Source organism: Variovorax xiamenensis (assembly GCF_050916385.1).
Lineage (GTDB): Bacteria > Pseudomonadota > Gammaproteobacteria > Burkholderiales > Burkholderiaceae_C > Variovorax.
Genome location: NZ_CP139038.1, coordinates 120728 through 138845 on the forward strand (window position 1 = coordinate 120728; position 18118 = coordinate 138845).

The window sequence follows — 18118 nt, forward strand, 5'->3', positions numbered from 1 at the left end:
CCATGAGCGCGCCATCGACGAAGAAGACCGCCATCACGCCGGCGGAGCTGCAGCGCCTGCTGCTGCTGGCCGACCCCGATTCGGGCGCCGCGCCCGAGCTCGCGCTGCTCGACGTGCGCGAGACCCGCTGGTTCGTGCAGCGCCATCCCAACCTCGCGCGCAACCTGCCGTTCAGCGTGCTCGAGCTGCAGGCGGGCGCCTTCGTGCCGCGCCGCTCGGTGCCCGTGGTGCTCTACGACGACCATGGAGCCACCGAGGGCGTGGCGCAGTCCGCAGCCAGTGTGCTCACGGGCCTGGGCTACACCGACGTGCGCACGCTCGAAGGGGGCCTGCAGCGCTGGGTAACGGAAGGCCTGCCCACCATCGACGGCTACGGCACCCTGGTCAAGGCCTTCGGCGACTGCGCGCGGCTGCACTACGGTACGCCCGGCCTGCCGGTCGAGGCGCTGCGCACGCGGCTTCGCGAGCGCCGTCCGACCACGCTGGTCGACGCCCGGCCGCGCGCGGAGTTCGAATTCCTCTCGCTGCCCGGCGCGCGCAACCACGCGGGCACCGAACTGGCGCTGCGGCGCTTCGAGCAGCCAGGTGCCGATCGCGCGGAGGCGGAGCACGTCTGGGCCATCAACTGCTTCAGCCGCACGCGCGGCATCGTCGGCGCGACCACGCTGCGGCTGCTGGGCCGCGCGCCCGGGGCGGTGTTCGTCGAGGACGGCGTCATGGCCTGGGGCCTGCTGGGCGCGCCGACCGTACAGAACGCCGCGCCCGACGACGAACTGCCGCCCGAATCGCCCGAGGTGCTGCGCGGCATCGCCGACGGCCTGCTTCAGCGCTTCCCGCTGCCCGTGGCCGACGCGGCCCAGGTCGCCCGCTGGCGCGACGACGAAACGCGCACCCTCCACGTGTTCGACGTGCGCCCCGCCGCCGATCCGGCCCTCGCGGGTACGGGCGTGCAGCAGGTGCCGGGTGGCCAGCTGCTGATGCATTTCGAGAACCTCGTCGGCACGCGCGGCGCGCGCATCGTGCTGATCGACGAGCCGGCGCACCGGCTGCGTGCCGCCATCACCAGCTTCTGGCTCACGCAATTGGGCCAAGCGGAGGTGTTCGTCTACGACGGGGGTGAATTCGCGCCGGAGCTGGCACCGCCGCCCGCCACGGCAGTCGCTGCCGCGGTCCTGAGGGACGCTCCCTCGCCGCTCGCGCCCGATGCCCTGGCCCGGCTGCGCGGAAACGGCGCGGTCACGGTGATCGACGTCGGCCCCAGCCTCGACTACGAGCGCGGCCACCTGCCGGGCGCGCTCTACATGCTGCCCGCCTCGCTGGACCCGCTGGCATCGCACGCCACGGCCGGGCGCACGCTGGTCTTCACCTCGCCCGACGGCGTCGCGGCTGCCCGCGTGGCGCGCGATGCCCGACGGCGCTGGCCGGATTCGGGTGCGGTGTTCACCTGGCTCCAGGGCGGAACGCAGGGCTGGAAGGACTCCGGCAGGCCGCTGGCGACCGATCTGGTGGCGGCCAGGCTGCTCACCCCCTTCGACGACGACTGGGGCTCGGTGATGCGCGTGTTCGGCCCGCGCCGCGACGCGGCCTGGGCCGACTACCTCGCGTGGGAACGCGCGCTGGCCGCGCGGGTCCTGCAGGACCCGTCGGTGCGCTTCAGGTTCTTCGCGCTCAGCGCGCCGGCGTCGGGGCCGGATCGGGCAGCTCGATCTTGATGTCGAGCACTTCGAGGTTGTCCTGGGTCTCCAGGTTGACCTTGATGTCGTCCGCGTTGATGGACACGTACTTGGAAATCACCGCCACCAGCTCGCGCTGGAGTTCGGGCAGGTAGTCGGGCCGCTTCTTGCCGCTGAGGCTCGAGCGCTCGTGGGCGAGGATGATCTGCAGCCGCTCCTTCGCGACGCTCGCAGTCTTCTTCTTTTCGCCCAGCAGGAACGAGAGAAAGGACATGGGCTACTTGCTCCCGAAAATGCGCTTGAAGAAGCCCGGCTTCTCCGCCTCGACGAAGCGCATCGGCCGGTCTTCGCCGAGAAAACGCGCCACTACGTCGCTGTAGGCCTGCGCCACGTCGGTTTCCTTGTCGTGGATCGCCGGCACGCCCTGGTTGGAGGCATGCAGCACGCTTTCCGACTCGGGGATCACGCCGATCAGCTTGATGCGCAGGATGTCCTGGATGTCTTCCAGCGAGAGCATCTGCCCGCCCGCCACCCGGTTCGGGTTGTAGCGGGTGATGAGCAGGTGCTCCTTGATGGGGTCGCCGCCTTCCTTGGCGCGCTTGGTCTTGCTGCTGAGCATGCCCAGGATGCGGTCCGAGTCGCGCACCGAGGACACCTCGGGGTTGGTCACCACCAGCGCCTCGTCGGCGAAGTGCATGGCCATCATGGCGCCGGTCTCGATGCCCGCGGGCGAGTCGCAGACGATGTATTCGAAGTCCATCGCGGCGAGGTCGGCCAGCACCTTCTCGACGCCTTCCTGCGTGAGTGCTTCCTTGTCGCGCGTCTGCGAGGCGGCCAGCACGAACAGGTTGTCGCACTGCTTGTCCTTGATGAGCGCCTGGCTCAGGTTGGCTTCGCCCTGGATGACGTTGATCAGGTCGTACACCACGCGGCGTTCGCAGCCCATGATCAGGTCGAGGTTGCGCAGGCCCACGTCGAAGTCGATCACCGCAGTCTTCTTGCCCGCGAGCGCGAGGCCCGACGCGAAGCTGGCGCTCGTCGTCGTCTTGCCGACGCCGCCCTTGCCCGAAGTCACCACCACAATTTTGGCCATGGCCATTCCTTCTTGTTTCGATTCAGTTGTTGGTTGTCAGGGTCGCCGCGTTCCGTGATCGGGTTCGATCAGGGAATCGGGTCGATCACTATTTTTTTGCCGTCGAGGCGGACCTGGGCCGATTTTCCCAGCACCGAGTCGGGCAGCGACACCTCGTTGGTCCGGTAGGTGCCGGCGATGGCCACCAGCTGCGCTTCCATGCAGGTCGAGAAGATCCGTGCCTCGGTGTTTCCGCGTGCGCCGGCAATGGCCTTGCCGCGCAGCGGTGCGTACACGTGCACGTTGCCGTCGGCGATGACTTCCGCACCGAAGCTCACTACGGCAGTGACGACCACGTCGCCGCCGCGTGCGTAGACCTGCTGGCCCGAGCGCAGCGGCTTGTCGATCAGCAGCGTGCCGTTGGCCGGCACCGGCACTTCGCGCACGATCTGAGGGGCTTCGGAAGCGGGGGGCTCCGCCGGCGGGGCCGGTGCACGGGGCGCGGGGGCCGCGGGCATGGCCGCCACCGAAAGGCCGGCCGCGCGTGCCGCGGCGTTCTGGGCGTCATTGCCGCCGCGCACCGCGATGGGCTGGGTCTGGTGGCGCGCGAGCAGGCCGCGCAGGGCGGCGAAGTCGATGTCGCCATCGCCCTCCGTCTCCTGCAGCAGCGAGAGGTCGATCACCACCGGCTCCTGCTCGAAGAAGTCGGGCGAATCCGCCAGCTGGGCGTCGAGCGCCTCGGCCAGCACGTCCAGGTCGGACGTCTTGAGGATCACTGCGATCAGCGGCAGCGTGGCGCTCTTGAATTCGAAAACCGCCTTGGTGCGCGCGGCGGAGACATCGGCCATTGGGAAAACGTCGGTGCGAAAAGCGTTGGAGTCTAACGGGCGCGGGCCAAACGCCGGTGAAGGCCCCCCGCCTCAGGCCCTCCGGCAAACACTTCTTTCATGAGGTTACCAAGCCAACCCCCAGGCTTCGCGGTACTTCGTACCGCTTCGCCAACCCCCTTGCAGGGGGCGATACCGGTGGCCCGGCAAAGCCGGTTCCACGGTATCCCTGGAAGGTTCGCCTTCGGCTCAGTTCTTCGAGCGTCCCAGCAGGGCGTAAAGAATGATGGCGCCGAAGGTCGCGCAGCCGATGCCGCCCAGCGCGAAGTCGCCGAACTTCAGCGTGAAGTCGCCCGTGCCGATGATCAGCGTGATGGCGGCCACGATCAGGTTCTTGTTCTGCGAGAAGTCGACCTTGTTGTCGACCCAGATCTTGGCGCCGGCAATGGCGATCAGGCCGAACACCACGATGCTCACGCCGCCCATCACCGGCAGCGGAATCGCCTGGATCAGCGCGCCGAACTTGGGGCTGAAGCCCAGCACCAGCGCGATGACGGCCGCCACCACGAACACGGCGGTGGAGTAGATGCGCGTGGCCGCCATCACGCCGATGTTCTCGGCGTAGGTGGTCACGCCCGTGCCGCCCGCCGCGCCGCTCACCACGGTGGCGATGCCGTCGCCGATGAAGGCGCGGCCCATGTACGGGTCGAGGTTGCGGCCGGTCATGGCCGTCACCGCCTTCAGGTGGCCCAGGTTCTCGGCCACCAGGATGATCGCCACGGGCGCGATCAGCAGCATCGCGTTGGCCGTGAACACCGGCGCGGTGAAGGTCGGCAGGCCGAACCAGGCCGCGTTGGCGATGCCGCTGAGGTCCACCGGCTTGCCCATGCCCATGCCGTTGGTCAGCGCTGCATAGACCAGCGTGGCCAGGATCAGCCCCACCAGGATCAGCAGGCGCTGCAGCATGCCGCGCGTGAACACCGCCACCAGGCCCACGCAGAGGAAGGTCACGGCCTGCATCCAGGCGTCGAAGTTGCCGGCCGCCATGTTCTTGATGGGCACGCCCGCCAGGTTGAGCCCGATCACGGCCACCACCGCCCCGGTGACCACTGGAGGCATGAAGCGCTCGATCCAGCCCGTGCCGATGGCCTGCACGATGGCGCCGATCAGGATGTAGACCACCCCGCAGGCCACGATGCCCCCCAGCGCCACCGCGATGTTGGCGTTGGGGCCCTTGCCGGCGTAGCCGCTGGCGGCGATCACCACGCCGATGAAGGCGAAGCTCGAGCCCAGGTAGCTGGGCACCTTGCCGCCGGTGACGAAGTAGAAGATGAGCGTGCCGATGCCGCTCATCAGGATCGCGATGTTGGGGTTGAAGCCCATCAGGATCGGCGCCAGCACCGTGGCGCCGAACATCGCGATGACGTGCTGCACGCCCATCGCGCCGGTCTGCAGCCAGGGCAGCCGCTCGTCGGGCGCGATGACCGCGCCGTTGGCCAGCGCGGACGCGGGCCGTTCAGTCCAGTTGAACATTCTTCTTTCTCCTCTTGTTGGGGGTGTTGTGCGCGGTGGGGCCCGGAACGCTCCGGCTTTCCCGGGGCGTGATTGTGGGCGATGAATACCGGCCTGAACACCGGCACGCACCCTGTGCCGGAGAAAGAAGAAGAGGGGAGGAACGAAGAGGGTGGCCGGCCTCAGCGCGGCTGCAGCACCGCCATCGTGATGCGCGACACGCAGGTCAGCTCGCCCGCCTCGTTCGTCAGGTCGATCTGCCAGACCTGCGTGGTGCGCCCCCGGTGCACCGGCCGTGCCGTGCCGATCACCCAGCCGCTGGTCACCGAGCGGATGTGGTTGGCGTTGATGTCCAGGCCCACGGCCCGGTCGCCCTCGGGCGCCGAGTAGTGGGCGCCGCAGGAGCCCAGCGTCTCGGCCAGCACCACCGACACGCCGCCGTGCAGGATGCCGTAGGGCTGGCGGGTGCGCTCGTCCACCGGGCAGCGGGCGCGAATGAAGTCGTCGCCCACCTCCAGGAACTCCATGCCCAGCGTCGATACGGCGGTGCCCACGTGGTTGCGCGTCAGCGCCTCGACGGAGATCTCTTTTTTCCAGATACGCATTCGGTGCTTCTTTCTTCTTGCCTGTAACGGTGGCCAAAACTATAGCGATGGCGGCTGACAAACCGAGTCGCCTTTGCGTGCTACCTTGCGTCGATGAAGCACCCCCTGCGCCGCTGGCTCCTAGGCATCGCCGCCGTCCTGGTGCTGGGCGTGGGCGCGCTGGTGTGGGTGGTGAGCGCGCGCCTGCCCACCGACGACGAGGTGGCCGCGAAGATCTCCGAAGCCTTCGAGAAGCGCTTCGGCGTGGCCCTGAAGGTGGGCGGCGCCCACTGGTCGCTGGTGCCTGTTCCCGTGCTGGTGCTGTCCGACATCGCCACCGACCAGCCGCGCCCCATCACCCTGCGCCGCGTGACCGTGCAGCTCCAGCTCGCGCCGCTGCTGCAGCGCGTCATAGCCGTGGACGAGATCGAGGTCGATGGCCTGGTGCTGCCGCGTGCCTCGGTGCGGGCCTTCCGGGGCAGGGGGCCCAAGCCGCGGGAAGGCGGCTCGGACGTCATTGCCCTGCCCGCGCCCTGGACGCTCGCGTCCGTGCCCGTGGAACAGCTGCGCTGGCGCGACGTGAGCTGGATCGACCGGCGCGACATCTCGCTGGCCTACGACGGCGACATCCGCTTCGACCCCGGCTGGCGGCCGCGCCAGGCCCGCATCGAGCGCGCTGGCACGCCTTCGCCAGTGCGCCTGCGGCTGGACCGCCAGGCCGGGCAGGACCGCTGGCGCACCCGCATCGACGTGGGCGGCGGCACCTGGAACGGCGTCTCCCGCCTCGAGACGCAGCCCGACGGCAAGCTCCAGCTCTCGGCCGACCTGGAGCCGCGGCAGATCGACATCGAAAGCCTGGTGCAGGCCTTCGGGCGCCGCACCTCGGTGGCCGGCAAGTTCTCGGGCACCACCACGCTCGTGGCCGAGGCCGCCAGCGCCGAGGAGCTGGGCGCGCTCATCCGCAGCCTGCACACCCGCACCACCTTCTCGGTGCAGCCGGCCACGCTCACCAGGCTGGACGTGGCCAAGGCCGTCACCACCGCCGGCATCAGCCGCGGCGGCACCACCGCGCTCGAAGAACTCACCGGCACGCTCGACACCCAGGGCACGGAGGAGGGCGTGGTGATGCAGTACAGCAACCTCAAGGCCCGCTCGGGCGTGCTCACGGCCAGCGGCAACCTGAAGCTCTTCAATCGCAAGCTCGACGGCGAGATTGCGGTCGACCTGGTGGACGGCGTGGTCGGCGTGCCGCTGAAGGTGGGCGGCAGCATGAGCGACCCCGAACTCTCGCTGACCGGCGCAGCGCTCACCGGCGCGGCCATCGGCAGCGCGGTGCTGCCGGGCGTGGGCACGGCCATCGGGGCGCGCGTGGGGCAGCAGGTGGAGAAGCTGTTCGGCGGGGAGAAGCCGGCTCCGAAGTCGGCCCCGAAGAAAGCCCCGCCCAAGCCGCGCTGAGCTGTGCCCGGGGCTGCTTTGATATCTTCCGGCTGCCGGCCGGTCTTGGCCCGGACAGAACCACAAAGGGAGCCCGAGCCATGAACCCGTTCCTTCGACTGATCCCTGCCATCGGCGTCATCGCGCTGGCGGCCGCCGTTCCTGGCGCCTTTGCGCAGCAGCAGCAGAAACAGCAGGAGTGGACGCAGCTCATGACCACCGCGCGCAAGAAGGTGTCGCTGAAGATCCCGTCGATCCGCCCGCACGGCGAGTTCGTGGAGGCCTGGACCCGCTACGACTACTTCGAGCTGCAGAACGACGTCGGCAAGCAGCCCTTCCGCGCCTCGAACTACCTGGGCGACTACGACTGCAAGGGCCGCCGCGAGAAGATGCGCCGCGTCGTCAGCTACAACGGCCCGCTCGAGGTGCACGACCTCGACATCAGCCGCCACACCCAGTGGTCGCCCGTGGGCAAGCCCGAGACGGTGAGCGGCGCGGTGTTCGAGGCGGTCTGCGCCAGGGTGCGCTGACCGCCCCTTCCTTCACCAGGTCAGCCGAAGGCCTTGACCACCGCCGGCACCGTCAGCACAGCCGTGTAGTAGCCCATGAACTGCACGCCGGTGTTGAAACCGATGGCGCGCGACAGCAGCCCGCCCAGCAGCCCCATCGTCAGGATCACCAGCAGCCCGAGCAGCTGGCCTTCCCACACGCTGATGACCACGATCAGGCCCACGAAGGTCGCGATGATCGCCTCGTGGCTGACCTTGCGCGACACGAACAGGGCCGCGCGGCGCGCGAAGTTCATGGTGAACGGATAGGCCACCAGCGCCGCGAGCACCACCGCCAGCATGCCGTAGCCCAGGAACTCCCAGTGGCTCAGCAGGTTGTGAAGGTTGTGGGTCTGGCCGCTGGCCGAGTCGATCGTGAACACCGGCGGCGCATTGAAGAGGGGCGCGGCCGGCCCTGCGGCCACCGGGCTCAGCGGCAGGCCGATGGCGATCAGCGGAATCAGCGCCTCGGCGATGTAGGTGGCCTCGGTCACGCCGTTGCGCGCGGCCAGCGTGGTCGTGAGCCGGTGGTAGGCGTGCTTCACGCGCGAGCCCACCAGCTCGCCCAGCACCACCGTCATCGCGACCGGGCTGAACACGAAGGTGGCGCTGGAGATCGCCGCCGTCGCGAAGGTCCACTTCACCTGTCCGCGGTCGAGCACCTTGAACGGGTTCGGGAAGTAGCCCGACCAGCCCTTCACGTCGGGCGCGAGAGAGAAGGTGCGGACCTTGTCGCGCTTCATGCGGGCCCGCGCGGCGGGCGAGATCACCGAGAACAGGTCGGCCACCAGCGGCCCGATAGCGATGCCCAGGAAGTAGCTGATGCTCAGCTTCACGCCGTACTTGCCCGTGAGCGCCTGCAGCGCCACGATCACCACCACGAAGGGCACCAGCGTCGCCACCGAGGCCCAGCGCCCGCTGGAGAAGTACGCGATGGCCACGGCCGCCACCACGAAGATCCACGGCGCCGCCTTGGTGATGGCCGCGCCATAAGGCGCCAGCAGCACCGCGAACAGCACGGCCAGCGGCACCGCGATGAAGGCCGCGATGATCGCGCCCGACACCATCTTGCGCAGCGCGATGTGCGGCACGCCGAGGTTGCGCAGCACGTTGGCGTCCTGCAAGAGCGGCGTGGCCATGGTGTCGCCCGGAATGCCCAGCAGCGCGGTGGGCACCGCGTGCGTCATGTGCTTGGCCACGGCCGCCGCCAGGAAGAAGGTGAAGACGCCCTCGGGCGGCACGCCGAGCAGCACCACCAGCAGCGTCAGCGGTGCGAGCGTGGTGGTCTCGTCGGTGCCCGAGACGAGGCCGATGGCGGCGAACACCACGGCGCCGACAAGGCCCATGCCGGTGGCGACGAGGATCTGGTTGAGCAGCGAGGCTTCGATCATCACGACGCACCGCCTTCCTGCCGAACGGCGCGGGGCCGGTACGAGGCGAACAGGTCGTGGATTTCCAGCTCCTTCATCTCGCGCACCACCGCGGGTGGGAGGTCGTCCACCGAGCCCAGGTCGCCATGCTCGCCGGCCAGCTCGGCCAGCACTTCCTCGCGCCAGCGCGGATCGGCGCCGGCGCCCTCGATCACCTCGCGCTTGGGCGTGAAGAGCCACGCGCAGATCAGGCCCGAGAGCACGCAGCCGCCGAGCCCGGCGAGCATGGCGTAGGCCCGTGCCAGCTCGGGCGTGCCCACCGTGCTCGCGAGCACGCGGTTGGCCACGAGGAAGCCCGCGAGGCTCACCGCCAGGCCGATGGCGATCGACCACGCGAGGTGGCCCAGGTCGGCGGTGTCGCCCCAGATTTCAACCAGCCGCCATCTCGCGCGGCCTGCACTGTCCGTCTTCATGCTGTTGTCTCCGTCGTTGTTGTGCATGCGGGCGCGGCCCGCAACGCCTTCTTGCCTGCCTGTCTGCCTGCTTACTTCCTGTTCCTGCGCAGCGCTTCGAGCAGCGCCACCGCGCGGTCGGTGCGCACGTCGTGCTCGGCGGCCATCTGCTTCGCGACCGCGTCGATCTCTTCGCCGGTGGCGCCGGCCACCAGCGCGATGTTGCGTGCGTGCAGCGCCATGTGGCCGCGCTGGATGCCTTCAGTGGCCAGCGCGCGCAGCGCGCCGAGGTTCTGCGCGAGGCCCACGGCCGCGGCCACCTCGCCGAGCTCCTGCGCCGACTTCACGCCGAGGACCTTCAGTGCCAGTTGAGCCAGCGGATGCGTCCTGGTGGCGCCGCCCACCAGCCCCACCGGCATCGGCAGCTCGATGGTGCCGACGAGCGCGCCGGTGTTGTCTTTCTCCCAGGTGGTGAGCGAGGTGTAGCGGCCATGGCGGCAGGCATACGCGTGCGCGCCGGCCTCGACTGCGCGCCAGTCGTTGCCGGTGGCGACGATCACCGGGTCGATGCCGTTCATGATTCCCTTGTTGTGCGTGGCCGCGCGGTACGGGTCGACCGCCGCGAAGGTGTAGGCATCGATCACGCCTTCCACCACTTCCTCGCCGCTGCGCTCGCGCGTGGCCAGCACGGCCGGCGCCAGCCGCACGCGTGCGCGTGCCAGCCGCAGGTCCGCGAGGTTCGACAGGATGCGCAGCCGCACCGTGCCGCCCGTGAGCTCCTCGACCAGCGGAGACACCGCCTCGGCCATGGTGTTGACCGTGTTCGCGCCCATCGCGTCGCGCACGTCGACGATCAGGTGCATCACCACCATCGCGCCGCGCGGCGTGCCTTCGAGCACGTGCACCTCGATGTCGCGGCAGCCGCCGCCCAGGCCGATCAGCACCTTGTCGCGGCTGTTCGCCACCTCGAGGATGCGTTCGCGCGCGCGCAGCAGCGCGAGCCGAGCGCCATGCGGATCGCCCACGCCCACGACCTGCACCTGCGCGCGCATCAGCGGCCCCGTGCTCGACGCCTCGAAGCCGCCGCCGTCGCGCGCCAGCTTGGCCATGAAGGAGGCCGCGGCCACTACCGAGGGCTCTTCCACCGCCATCGGCACCAGGTACTCGCGGCCGTTCACCACGAAGTTGCCGGCCACGCCCAGCGGCAGCTCGAAGGTGCCGATCACGTTCTCGACCATGCCGTTGGCGCGGTCCGTGCCGAGGGCGCCGGGCCGGGCGAGCAGCGCTGCCTCGTCCGCGGTGAGCGAGGCCGTGCTCGCGATGTGTTCGAGGCGTTGCGCGGGCGTCAGCGCGCGGAAGTTGGGAAGGCGGGAATCGGCGACCATCGTTGCGTGTCTCTTCTGAATGCGAGTTCGGGAGCAGGCAATTTAGGTCGGCTGTACCGCCGCCGGAAGGCACAGTTTGGCGGGACAGTGCGGACAGTGGCTGGCCGTTCGAGCCGACTGTGTCACAGTCGCAGGCCATGACCACCATCGCCGATTCGCTCGCCAACGCCATCGAACGCCAGATCGCGAGCGGTGCCTACAAGGCCGGCGACAAGCTGCCTTCGCTGCGCGAACTGGCCCAGCTGCACGGCTATGCGAAGAACACCGTGGTCGCGGCCTTCGAACTGCTGGTGTCGCGCGGGCTGGTCGAGCCCAGGCGCGGCTCGGGCTACTTCGTGTGCGCGCGGCCTTCGTCGCCCGGGCCCGCGGAGGAAGACGCCGGCAGCCTCGGTCGCGCGATGGACATCGTGTGGCTCATGCGCGAGCAGCTCAAGACCGAGCCCGACGCGATCGCGGTGGGCGACGGCTTCCCGCCGGTCGAGTGGCTGGCCGACGTGCGGCTCGACAAGTACCACCCCAAGGTCGTGCGCACGGGGCTCGGCGCGCTCTTTCGCTACGGCAGCCGCTTCGGCTATGCGCCGCTGCGCGACCACCTCGTGCGCAAGCTGGCCGACTTCGGCATCGGCGCCGAGCCGCGGCAGATCGTGCTCACGCACGGCGCCAACGAGGCGATGGACATCGTCATCCGCTACTTCGTGCCTCCCGGCGGCAAGGTGCTGGTGGACGACCCGGGCTACTACCCGCTCTTCGGCAAGCTCAAGCTCGCGGGCGCGCAGGTGCTGGGCGTGCCGCGCCTGGCCGACGGGCCCGACCTGGAGGCGCTGGAGCGCCTGCTCGTCGCGGAGCGGCCGCGCCTTTTCTTCACGCAGTCGATCGCGCACAACCCCACGGGCTCCGACATCTCGCCCGCCAAGGCATTCCGCGTGCTGCAGCTGGCGCAGAAGCATGACCTGCTGATCGTCGAGAACGACCCGCTGGCCGACTTCAAGCCCACGGCGCTGCCCCGGCTGGCCGCGCTCGACCAGCTGGAGCGCACCATCTACATCGGCAGCTTTTCCAAGTCGTTCTCGGCCGCGCTGCGCGTGGGCTTCATCGCCTGCGGCGCCGATCTCGCGAGCGACCTCGCCGACCTGAAGGCGCTGATCCACGTGAGCAGCTCGGAGTACGCCGAGCGCACGGTCGACGTCATCCTGAGCGAGGGCCACTACCAGCGGCACCTGAACCGGCTGCAGACGCGGCTGGGCGAGGCCACGCGCAACGCGATGAAGCTTCTCGAGTCGGTCGACGCGGAGGTGTTCGCGCGCACCCCGCAGTCGCTCTACGTGTGGGCCGCGCTGCCCGGCGTGGCCGACTCGCTGGCCTTCGCGAAGGAACTGCTGCCGCGCAAGATCGTGATGGCGCCCGGGCGCATCTTCAGCGTCGATTCGACGCAGGTGTCGCGCTGGTCGCGCTTCAATGTCGGCGCCATGGCCGACCCGCGCTTCGCGAAGGCGCTGCGCACCACGCTGCGCCGCATCGGCCAGGGGTAGTTGACGGGGCTGGCTTTCAGCGCCCGAACTCGCCGTGGCGCCCCGCGCCGCCGGCAAAGCGCGCGGCGCCGGCCTGGCCCTCGGCGAACACCACGGGCACGCCGAGTGCGCCCTCGTGGCGCAGGGCGTCGGCCAGTGGCATGTCCCATTGCTCGTAGGCGGAGCGGCGGTCCGCCAGCATGCACCGCTGCGGAAAGGCGGCGATCTCGCGGGCCAGCTGCTGCGCGGCGGCCAGCGCGCCGCCGGGCGGCGTCATGCGGTTGACCAGGCCCATCGCGAGTGCCTCGGGCGCCCCCACCGCGCGGCCGGTGAGGATCATGTCGAGCGCGCGTCCCATGCCCACGATGCGCGGCAGCCGCACCGTGCCTCCGTCGATCAGCGGCACGCCCCAGCGGCGGCAGAACACGCCGAACACCGCGTCCTCGTCGGCCACGCGCAGGTCGGCCAGCAGCGCGAGTTCGAGGCCGCCCGCCACCGCGAAGCCGTTCACCGCGGCGATCAGCGGCTTGGCCAGCGCCATGCGGGTGGGGCCCATCGGGCCGCTGCCGCCGCCCTCGGGGTCGAGTTCGTTGCGGCGGGCGGGGTCGCCCACGGCCGACAGGTCGGCGCCGGCGCAGAAGTTGCCGCCCGCACCGGTCAGCACCGCGACGCGCAGCGCCTCTTCGGCCTCGAAGCGGCCGAAGGCCTCGCGCAGTTCGGCCGCCACCAGGCCGTCGACCGCGTTGCGCTTGTCGGGCCGGTTCAGGGTGATGGTGCAGACGGCGCCATCTGTGTCGCAGCTCACGTATTGCATGGCCATGCGCGCATCCTTCCGGGCAAAATTGCATGCTCGATCGCTCACGATGATCGTAGGAAATATTTCTCTCTCCTGCAAACATGGACAAAGTATGTAATGTGCCGGTCGCCGTTCCCAGCGCGCCCGACCTGATCCTCGACCTCCTGGTGGCCGACGGCGGCACGCTGAGCGCGCAGGCGCTGTGCCGCGCGGGGGCGCTCATGGGCATCGGCGAATCGACCCTGCGCGTGGGCCTGACGCGGCTGGCGGCCGAGGGCAAGATCGCGCGCGGCGAGCGCGGCAGCTACATGCTCGACCGCAAGGGCGCGGCGCTGTCGCGCACCGTCGATGCCTGGCGCAACAGGCAGGCGCAGACGGTCGCATGGCGCGGCGACTGGCTCGCGGTGCACGACGCAGGCGTGCCGCGCGCCGACAAGACTGCATGGCGCCACCATGCGCTCGCGCTGTCGCTGCGCGGTTTCGCGGCGCTGCACCCGGGCCTGCACATCCGGCCCGACAACCTCGCGGGCGGCCTGGCGGCCGAGCGCGTGCAGCTGGCGGCCCTGGGGCTGTCTTCCGACGCGCTGGTGTTCCGCATCGCCGACCTCGACGACGCGGCGCAGGCGGCCGCGCGCAAGCTGTGGAACGTGCGCGCCATGGAGGCGAGCTATCGCCGGCTGCAGACGGGCGTGGAGCGCAGCGGGAAGCGGCTCGCGACGCAGAAGCTCGAAACCGCGACGCGCGAGTCGCTGCTGCTGGGGCGCGCCGTGATCGGGCACCTCATCCGCGATCCGCTGCTGCCGGCCGAGCTCATGTCGCCCGAGCCGCGCGCCGCGCTGCTCGCCGCCACCCGGCGCTACCAGGACAAGGCGCTGGTGCTGTGGCGCAAGTGGCTGGCGCAGCCGTAGCCTCAGCCGCAGGCAGCCATCTGCACCTGCGCGCGGAGATCAGCCCTCCAGCCGCACCACCAGCGCATCGCCCGGCGTGCGCGCATGCAGCTGCTCGACTTCCGCCGCGCGCCGCACCAGCACCGCGCGCTGGTTGATGTAGCCCTTGTCGGTGATCTCGCCCGCGTCGAGGCTCGGCGGCTCGGCCAGCACCAGTGCGCAGGCGGGGCATTGCGAGGAGCCCGCGCCCTCGTCGCGCAGCGAGCGCAGCACGCCCGCGATGCGCTCGCCCAGCGCCTGCGGCGCAAGCGCGGCGCCCTGGGGGCTCGCGAACACCAGCATGCCGATCTCGTCGCGGTCGTGGCCGGTGAGCACGATGTCCTGCACATGCGGCGCGAGCAGCGACACCAGCTTCACGCGCAGCGTGCCCACCGACACCCAGGTGCCGGTGGAGAGCTTGAAGTCTTCCGCCACGCGGCCGTTGAAGATCACGCCCTGCGCGGGCTGCGACGGGTTCGCGAGGAAGCCGGCGTCACCGATGCGGTAGTAGCCCTCTTCGTCGAAAGCCTGCGCCGTCTCGCGCGGCGCGTCGCGATAGCCGGGGAACACGGAGACGCCCTTGACGCGCATCTCCAGCTTCTCGCCGTTGGGCACGAACTTCAGCTCCAGCCCCGGCAGCGGCGCGCCGATGCAGCCGGCGCCGTCGAGCTTCCAGTGCGCGGAGGTGATGGCGGGCGATGTCTCCGTCGCGCCCCATGAAGTGGTGAGCCACAGCGGCCGCGTGGGGCGCACGCGCGCGGCCACCGTTTCGAGCCGCTGCCACGTGGAGGGCGCGAGCGCCGCCGCTGCGTAGAACGCGAGGCGCAGCCGCGAGAGCACGTCGGCGGCCAGCGCCTCGTCGGCCTCGAGGAAGGGCAGCAGCATGTCGAAGCCGCGCGGCACGTTGAACAGCAGCGTGGGCTTCACCTCGCGCAGGTTGCGCACCGTCTTCTCGATCAGCCCCGGCGCGGGACGGCCTTCGTCGATGTAGAGCGCGCCGCCGTGGCACAGCACCATGTGCAGGTTGTGGTTCGCGCCGAAGGTGTGGCTCCAGGGAAGCCAGTCGACCAGCACCGGCTTTTCGTGCGCGAGGAAGCGCCAGGTCTGCGCGATCATCTGCTGGTTGGCGCACAGCATGCGGTGCGTGTTGATCACCACCTTGGGCTTGCCGGTGGAGCCGGAGGTCAGCAGGTACTTGGCGTGCGTGTCGGGCAGCACGTTGGCGAAGGCCTGCATGACGGCGGGCGTTTCCTTTGCCGCGAGCAAGCTGTCGAACGCCAGCGCACCCGAATGTGCATCGGCATTGCGACTGAACACCGTGACCGCCTCGACGCCGCAGCCCGCGAGCGAGCCACCGTACACCTTCGCGTCGGATGCGTAGATCAGCCCCGGCTTCAGCGCCTGCAGCATGCCGTGCAGCCGCGACGGGTTCTTCGCCATGCGCGAGTAGGCGCTGGAGAGCGAGCACGCGGTGCGGCCGATGTGCATGGCCGCGAGCATCAGCACCGCGTGGTCGATGGCGTTGTCCGAAAGGATCACCACCGGCTGGCCGGCTGGCAGGTTCAGGTCGAGCAGGCCCTGCGCCACCGAGCCCACGGCTTGACGCAGCGCCCGGTAGTCCAGCTTGCGCCAGCCTTCGCCGCTCTCGTTGCGCTCGGCGAAGGCCAATGCGTCGGGCGTTTCACGTGCCCAGCGCTCGATCCATTCGCCGACGCAGCGTGCATACGGCTTCAGCGCCATCGGCGAGCGCAGCGCGAAGGAGCCGTCGTCGAAGTCGATGCGCACCGTGCGGGGCGGGGCGATCAGGCTTTCATCGAGGAGGAAGTCGGTCATTTCAGTCGAGTCTGCCGGTGTCGGATTTGGCGCGAATCAGGTCTAACAGCAGGGTGTCGCGGGCGGATTCGAGATCACCGGTGCGGCGCGTGCCGAGTTCCTCGGCCACGCCCTGCGCCACCTTCTGCTTGAGTTCTGGCGTCATCGACGGTGCCCCGAGGTCCTTCCACCAGTCTTCGATCGGCCCGCCCAGGTGCGCGAGCACATGTTCGATGCCGCCCACGCCACCCGACAGGTGCAGGTTCATGAAGGGCCCCATCACTGCCCAGCGAAGACCGGGCCCGTGCGCGATGGCCGCGTCGATGTCCGCCACGCTCGCCACGCCCTGGTCGACCAGATGGAAGGCCTCGCGCCACAGCGCCGCCTGCAGCCGGTTCGCGATGTGGCCTTTCACCTCGCGCTTCACGTGGATCGGCCGCTTGCCGATGGCCGTGTAGAACGCCATCGTGCGCTCGATGACTTCGGCCGAGGTCTGCTCGCCGCCGATCACTTCCACCAGCGGGATCAGGTGCGGCGGGTTGAACGGATGCCCCAGCACCACGCGCTGCGGGTGCGCGCAGCCCGACTGCACGCCGCTGATCGCCAGGCCCGACGAGCTCGACGCGAGGATGGTCTCGGGCGGCGCGGCCGCGTCCATGCGGCGGAACAGGTCGATCTTGAAATCCATGCGCTCGGGGCCGTTCTCCTGGACGAAGTCGGCCACAGAGACGGCGTCTTCCAGGCTGTCGTGGAAGCGCAGGCGATCGACGGACGCACCGGGCGCGAGGCCGAAGCGCTCCAGCGTTGGCCAGTGACGCGCCACGGCTTCGCGCAGCCGTTCTTCCGCGCCGGGCGAGGGGTCGGTCGCGTTCACGTCGAGGCCGTGCGCGAGGAAGTACGCGACCCAGCTCGCACCGATCACGCCGGTGCCGACCACCGCCACGCGCTTGATGTCCGAGGAAGATGTGCTCATGTCGATTTCCACCGTGCGCAGCGGCTCTCCGCCTTCGTGGTCCATGCGGCCTCGCCGCGGATCGGCTCGACCACCTTGTAGTAATCCCAGGGTTCCTTCGACTCGGCCGGCGTCTTCACCTGCATCAGGTGCATGTCGTGCACCATCAGCCCGTCTTCGCGCAGCCAGCCGCCCTTGACGAACATGTCATTGAACTTCGTCTTGCGCAACTGCGCCATCACCTTGTCGGCGTCGTCGCTGTCCGCGGCCTTCACGGCCTGCAGGTACTGCAGCGCGGCCGAGTAGTCGCCGGCGTGGAAGGAGGAGGGCATGCGCTTGTGCTTGTCGAAGAAGCGGCGCGCCCATTCGCGCGACTCGGAGCTCTGGTTCCAGTACCAGCTGTCGGTGAGGTACATGCCCTGCGACGCCTTCAGGCCCAGCGCGTGCACGTCGTTGATGGTGATGATCATGCCGGCCAGCTTCATGTTCTTGCCGATGCCGAACTCCGCCGCCGACTTGATGGCATTGACGGTGTCGCCGCCCGCGTTGGCCAGCGCCAGCACCTGCGCTTTGGAGCTCTGCGCCTGCAGCATGAACGACGAGAAATCGCTCGCGCCCAGCGGGTGCTTCACCGAGCCCGCCACCGTGCCGCCCGCGGCCTGCACGGTCTTGGTGGCGTCGTTCTGCAGCGCGGCGCCGAAGGCGTAGTCGGCCGTCACGAAGTACCAGCTCTTGCCGCCCGCCTTGACCACCGCGCTCGCGGTGCCGCGCGCCATGGCCACCGTGTCGTAGGCGTAGTGCACCGTGTAGGGCGAGCAGTATTCGTTGGTGAGGCCCGAGGCGCCCGAGCCCACCACGAAGTAGGGCTTCTTCTTGTCGGCCGCGACGCCCGCCATGGCGATGGCTGCGCCCGAGTTGACGCCGGCGATCAGCATGTCGACCTTCTGCACGTCGAACCACTCGCGCGCCTTGGCTGCGGCGATGTCGGGCTTGTTCTGGTGGTCGGCCGTGACCAGCTCGATCTTCCTGCCATTGATGGCGCCGCCCATGTCGGCGATGGCCATGCGGATCGCCTCCGCGCCGGCCGGCCCGTCGTAGTCGCGGTAGATGCCCGACATGTCGCTGATGAAGCCGATGCGGATCGTGTCGTCGGACACCTGGGCCGAGGCACCGGCGGCGAATGCCATGCCGATGGCAGTGGCGAGGGCGGTGCGGGAAATAGTGTTCATGTGCGTGTCTCCGTCTGGTTTCTTCTTGTCTTGCACCG

17 protein-coding genes are annotated in these 18118 nt (G+C 69.7%); 5 read left to right on the plus strand and 12 right to left on the minus strand.

The window, feature by feature from the left end; genetic code table 11:
- The first annotated feature begins 2 nt into the window (after positions 1–2).
- On the plus strand, positions 3–1712 hold the full coding sequence (locus SFB74_RS00475; RefSeq protein ID WP_432728717.1) for a rhodanese-like domain-containing protein: 1710 nt from the start codon (positions 3–5) through the stop codon (positions 1710–1712).
- On the opposite strand, the gene minE is transcribed toward SFB74_RS00475, so the two are convergent.
- The 5 genes from minE to SFB74_RS00500 form a co-directional block, all read right to left on the minus strand.
- Positions 1669–1947, minus strand: coding sequence for a cell division topological specificity factor MinE (gene minE / locus SFB74_RS00480; RefSeq protein WP_019653579.1), 279 nt, complete (start codon positions 1945–1947; stop codon positions 1669–1671). The two genes, SFB74_RS00475 and minE, sit on opposite strands and share 44 nt — an antisense overlap.
- Before the next feature lie 3 nt (positions 1948–1950).
- Positions 1951–2766, minus strand: a complete 816-nt coding sequence (minD, locus tag SFB74_RS00485) for a septum site-determining protein MinD (RefSeq protein ID WP_432728718.1) — start codon at positions 2764–2766, stop codon at positions 1951–1953.
- Between the two features lie 68 nt (positions 2767–2834).
- Positions 2835–3593, minus strand: coding sequence for a septum site-determining protein MinC (gene minC / locus SFB74_RS00490; RefSeq protein ID WP_432728719.1), 759 nt, complete (start codon positions 3591–3593; stop codon positions 2835–2837).
- Between the two features lie 228 nt (positions 3594–3821).
- Positions 3822–5105, minus strand: coding sequence for a solute carrier family 23 protein (locus tag SFB74_RS00495; RefSeq protein ID WP_432728720.1), 1284 nt, complete (start codon positions 5103–5105; stop codon positions 3822–3824).
- A gap of 161 nt (positions 5106–5266) precedes the next feature.
- Positions 5267–5689, minus strand: coding sequence for a hotdog fold thioesterase (locus tag SFB74_RS00500; protein ID WP_093195743.1), 423 nt, complete (start codon positions 5687–5689; stop codon positions 5267–5269).
- Positions 5690–5782: 93 nt separating this feature from the next.
- Here SFB74_RS00500 and SFB74_RS00505 point away from each other — a divergent pair, with 93 nt between their 5' ends.
- Both SFB74_RS00505 and SFB74_RS00510 read left to right on the plus strand, forming a co-directional pair.
- Complete coding sequence (locus SFB74_RS00505) at positions 5783–7123, plus strand: hypothetical protein (protein ID WP_432728721.1); 1341 nt, start codon at positions 5783–5785, stop codon at positions 7121–7123.
- A gap of 80 nt (positions 7124–7203) precedes the next feature.
- Positions 7204–7632, plus strand: coding sequence for a surface-adhesin E family protein (locus SFB74_RS00510; RefSeq protein WP_432728722.1), 429 nt, complete (start codon positions 7204–7206; stop codon positions 7630–7632).
- Positions 7633–7652: 20 nt separating this feature from the next.
- On the opposite strand, the gene SFB74_RS00515 is transcribed toward SFB74_RS00510, so the two are convergent.
- The 3 genes from SFB74_RS00515 to SFB74_RS00525 form a co-directional block, all read right to left on the minus strand.
- Entirely contained in the window at positions 7653–9041 is a 1389-nt protein-coding gene (locus SFB74_RS00515) for a tripartite tricarboxylate transporter permease (protein WP_432732039.1), read from the minus strand.
- Positions 9041–9493, minus strand: coding sequence for a hypothetical protein (locus tag SFB74_RS00520; RefSeq protein WP_432728723.1), 453 nt, complete (start codon positions 9491–9493; stop codon positions 9041–9043). The genes SFB74_RS00515 and SFB74_RS00520 overlap by 1 nt, the downstream gene beginning before the upstream one ends.
- 71 nt (positions 9494–9564) lie before the next feature.
- A complete protein-coding gene (locus tag SFB74_RS00525) occupies positions 9565–10857 on the minus strand; it encodes a hydroxymethylglutaryl-CoA reductase, degradative (RefSeq protein WP_432728724.1) in 1293 nt (430 codons plus the stop codon).
- A gap of 137 nt (positions 10858–10994) precedes the next feature.
- On the opposite strand from SFB74_RS00525, the gene SFB74_RS00530 reads away from it, so the two are divergent.
- Complete coding sequence (locus SFB74_RS00530) at positions 10995–12386, plus strand: PLP-dependent aminotransferase family protein (RefSeq protein ID WP_432728725.1); 1392 nt, start codon at positions 10995–10997, stop codon at positions 12384–12386.
- Positions 12387–12402: 16 nt separating this feature from the next.
- Here the strand turns inward: SFB74_RS00530 and SFB74_RS00535 are convergent, their stop codons facing one another.
- Complete coding sequence (locus SFB74_RS00535; RefSeq protein ID WP_432728726.1) at positions 12403–13185, minus strand: crotonase/enoyl-CoA hydratase family protein; 783 nt, start codon at positions 13183–13185, stop codon at positions 12403–12405.
- 77 nt (positions 13186–13262) lie between these two features.
- Here SFB74_RS00535 and SFB74_RS00540 point away from each other — a divergent pair, with 77 nt between their 5' ends.
- Positions 13263–14069, plus strand: coding sequence for a PaaX family transcriptional regulator (locus SFB74_RS00540; protein ID WP_432728727.1), 807 nt, complete (start codon positions 13263–13265; stop codon positions 14067–14069).
- A 39-nt stretch (positions 14070–14108) separates the two neighbouring features.
- On the opposite strand, the gene SFB74_RS00545 is transcribed toward SFB74_RS00540, so the two are convergent.
- The 3 genes from SFB74_RS00545 to SFB74_RS00555 are packed head-to-tail and all read right to left on the minus strand — an operon-like array spanning position 14109 to position 18080.
- A complete protein-coding gene (locus SFB74_RS00545; protein ID WP_432728728.1) occupies positions 14109–15920 on the minus strand; it encodes a feruloyl-CoA synthase in 1812 nt (603 codons plus the stop codon).
- 1 nt (position 15921) lies between these two features.
- On the minus strand, positions 15922–16872 hold the full coding sequence (locus SFB74_RS00550; RefSeq protein WP_432728729.1) for a 3-hydroxyacyl-CoA dehydrogenase NAD-binding domain-containing protein: 951 nt from the start codon (positions 16870–16872) through the stop codon (positions 15922–15924).
- Positions 16869–18080, minus strand: a complete 1212-nt coding sequence (locus SFB74_RS00555; protein ID WP_432728730.1) for an ABC transporter substrate-binding protein — start codon at positions 18078–18080, stop codon at positions 16869–16871. The genes SFB74_RS00550 and SFB74_RS00555 overlap by 4 nt, the downstream gene beginning before the upstream one ends.
- Positions 18081–18118: the final 38 nt, after the last annotated feature.

Excerpts from the sequence above, each read along its gene's own strand:
- SFB74_RS00510 (WP_432728722.1), top strand. The coding sequence starts at position 7,204 with ATGAACCCGTTCCTTCGACTGATCCCTGCCATCGGCGTCATCGCGCTG.
- SFB74_RS00500 (WP_093195743.1), bottom strand. The coding sequence starts at position 5,689 with ATGCGTATCTGGAAAAAAGAGATCTCCGTCGAGGCGCTGACGCGCAAC.
- SFB74_RS00555 (WP_432728730.1), bottom strand. The coding sequence starts at position 18,080 with ATGAACACTATTTCCCGCACCGCCCTCGCCACTGCCATCGGCATGGCA.
- minD (WP_432728718.1), bottom strand. The coding sequence starts at position 2,766 with ATGGCCAAAATTGTGGTGGTGACTTCGGGCAAGGGCGGCGTCGGCAAG.
- SFB74_RS00520 (WP_432728723.1), bottom strand. The coding sequence starts at position 9,493 with ATGAAGACGGACAGTGCAGGCCGCGCGAGATGGCGGCTGGTTGAAATC.
- minE (WP_019653579.1), bottom strand. The coding sequence starts at position 1,947 with ATGTCCTTTCTCTCGTTCCTGCTGGGCGAAAAGAAGAAGACTGCGAGC.
- SFB74_RS00495 (WP_432728720.1), bottom strand. The coding sequence starts at position 5,105 with ATGTTCAACTGGACTGAACGGCCCGCGTCCGCGCTGGCCAACGGCGCG.
- SFB74_RS00515 (WP_432732039.1), bottom strand. The coding sequence starts at position 9,041 with ATGATCGAAGCCTCGCTGCTCAACCAGATCCTCGTCGCCACCGGCATG.
- SFB74_RS00525 (WP_432728724.1), bottom strand. The coding sequence starts at position 10,857 with ATGGTCGCCGATTCCCGCCTTCCCAACTTCCGCGCGCTGACGCCCGCG.
- SFB74_RS00505 (WP_432728721.1), top strand. The coding sequence starts at position 5,783 with ATGAAGCACCCCCTGCGCCGCTGGCTCCTAGGCATCGCCGCCGTCCTG.
- SFB74_RS00475 (WP_432728717.1), top strand. The coding sequence starts at position 3 with ATGAGCGCGCCATCGACGAAGAAGACCGCCATCACGCCGGCGGAGCTG.
- SFB74_RS00545 (WP_432728728.1), bottom strand. The coding sequence starts at position 15,920 with ATGACCGACTTCCTCCTCGATGAAAGCCTGATCGCCCCGCCCCGCACG.
- SFB74_RS00535 (WP_432728726.1), bottom strand. The coding sequence starts at position 13,185 with ATGGCCATGCAATACGTGAGCTGCGACACAGATGGCGCCGTCTGCACC.
- minC (WP_432728719.1), bottom strand. The coding sequence starts at position 3,593 with ATGGCCGATGTCTCCGCCGCGCGCACCAAGGCGGTTTTCGAATTCAAG.
- SFB74_RS00540 (WP_432728727.1), top strand. The coding sequence starts at position 13,263 with ATGGACAAAGTATGTAATGTGCCGGTCGCCGTTCCCAGCGCGCCCGAC.
- SFB74_RS00530 (WP_432728725.1), top strand. The coding sequence starts at position 10,995 with ATGACCACCATCGCCGATTCGCTCGCCAACGCCATCGAACGCCAGATC.
- SFB74_RS00550 (WP_432728729.1), bottom strand. The coding sequence starts at position 16,872 with ATGAGCACATCTTCCTCGGACATCAAGCGCGTGGCGGTGGTCGGCACC.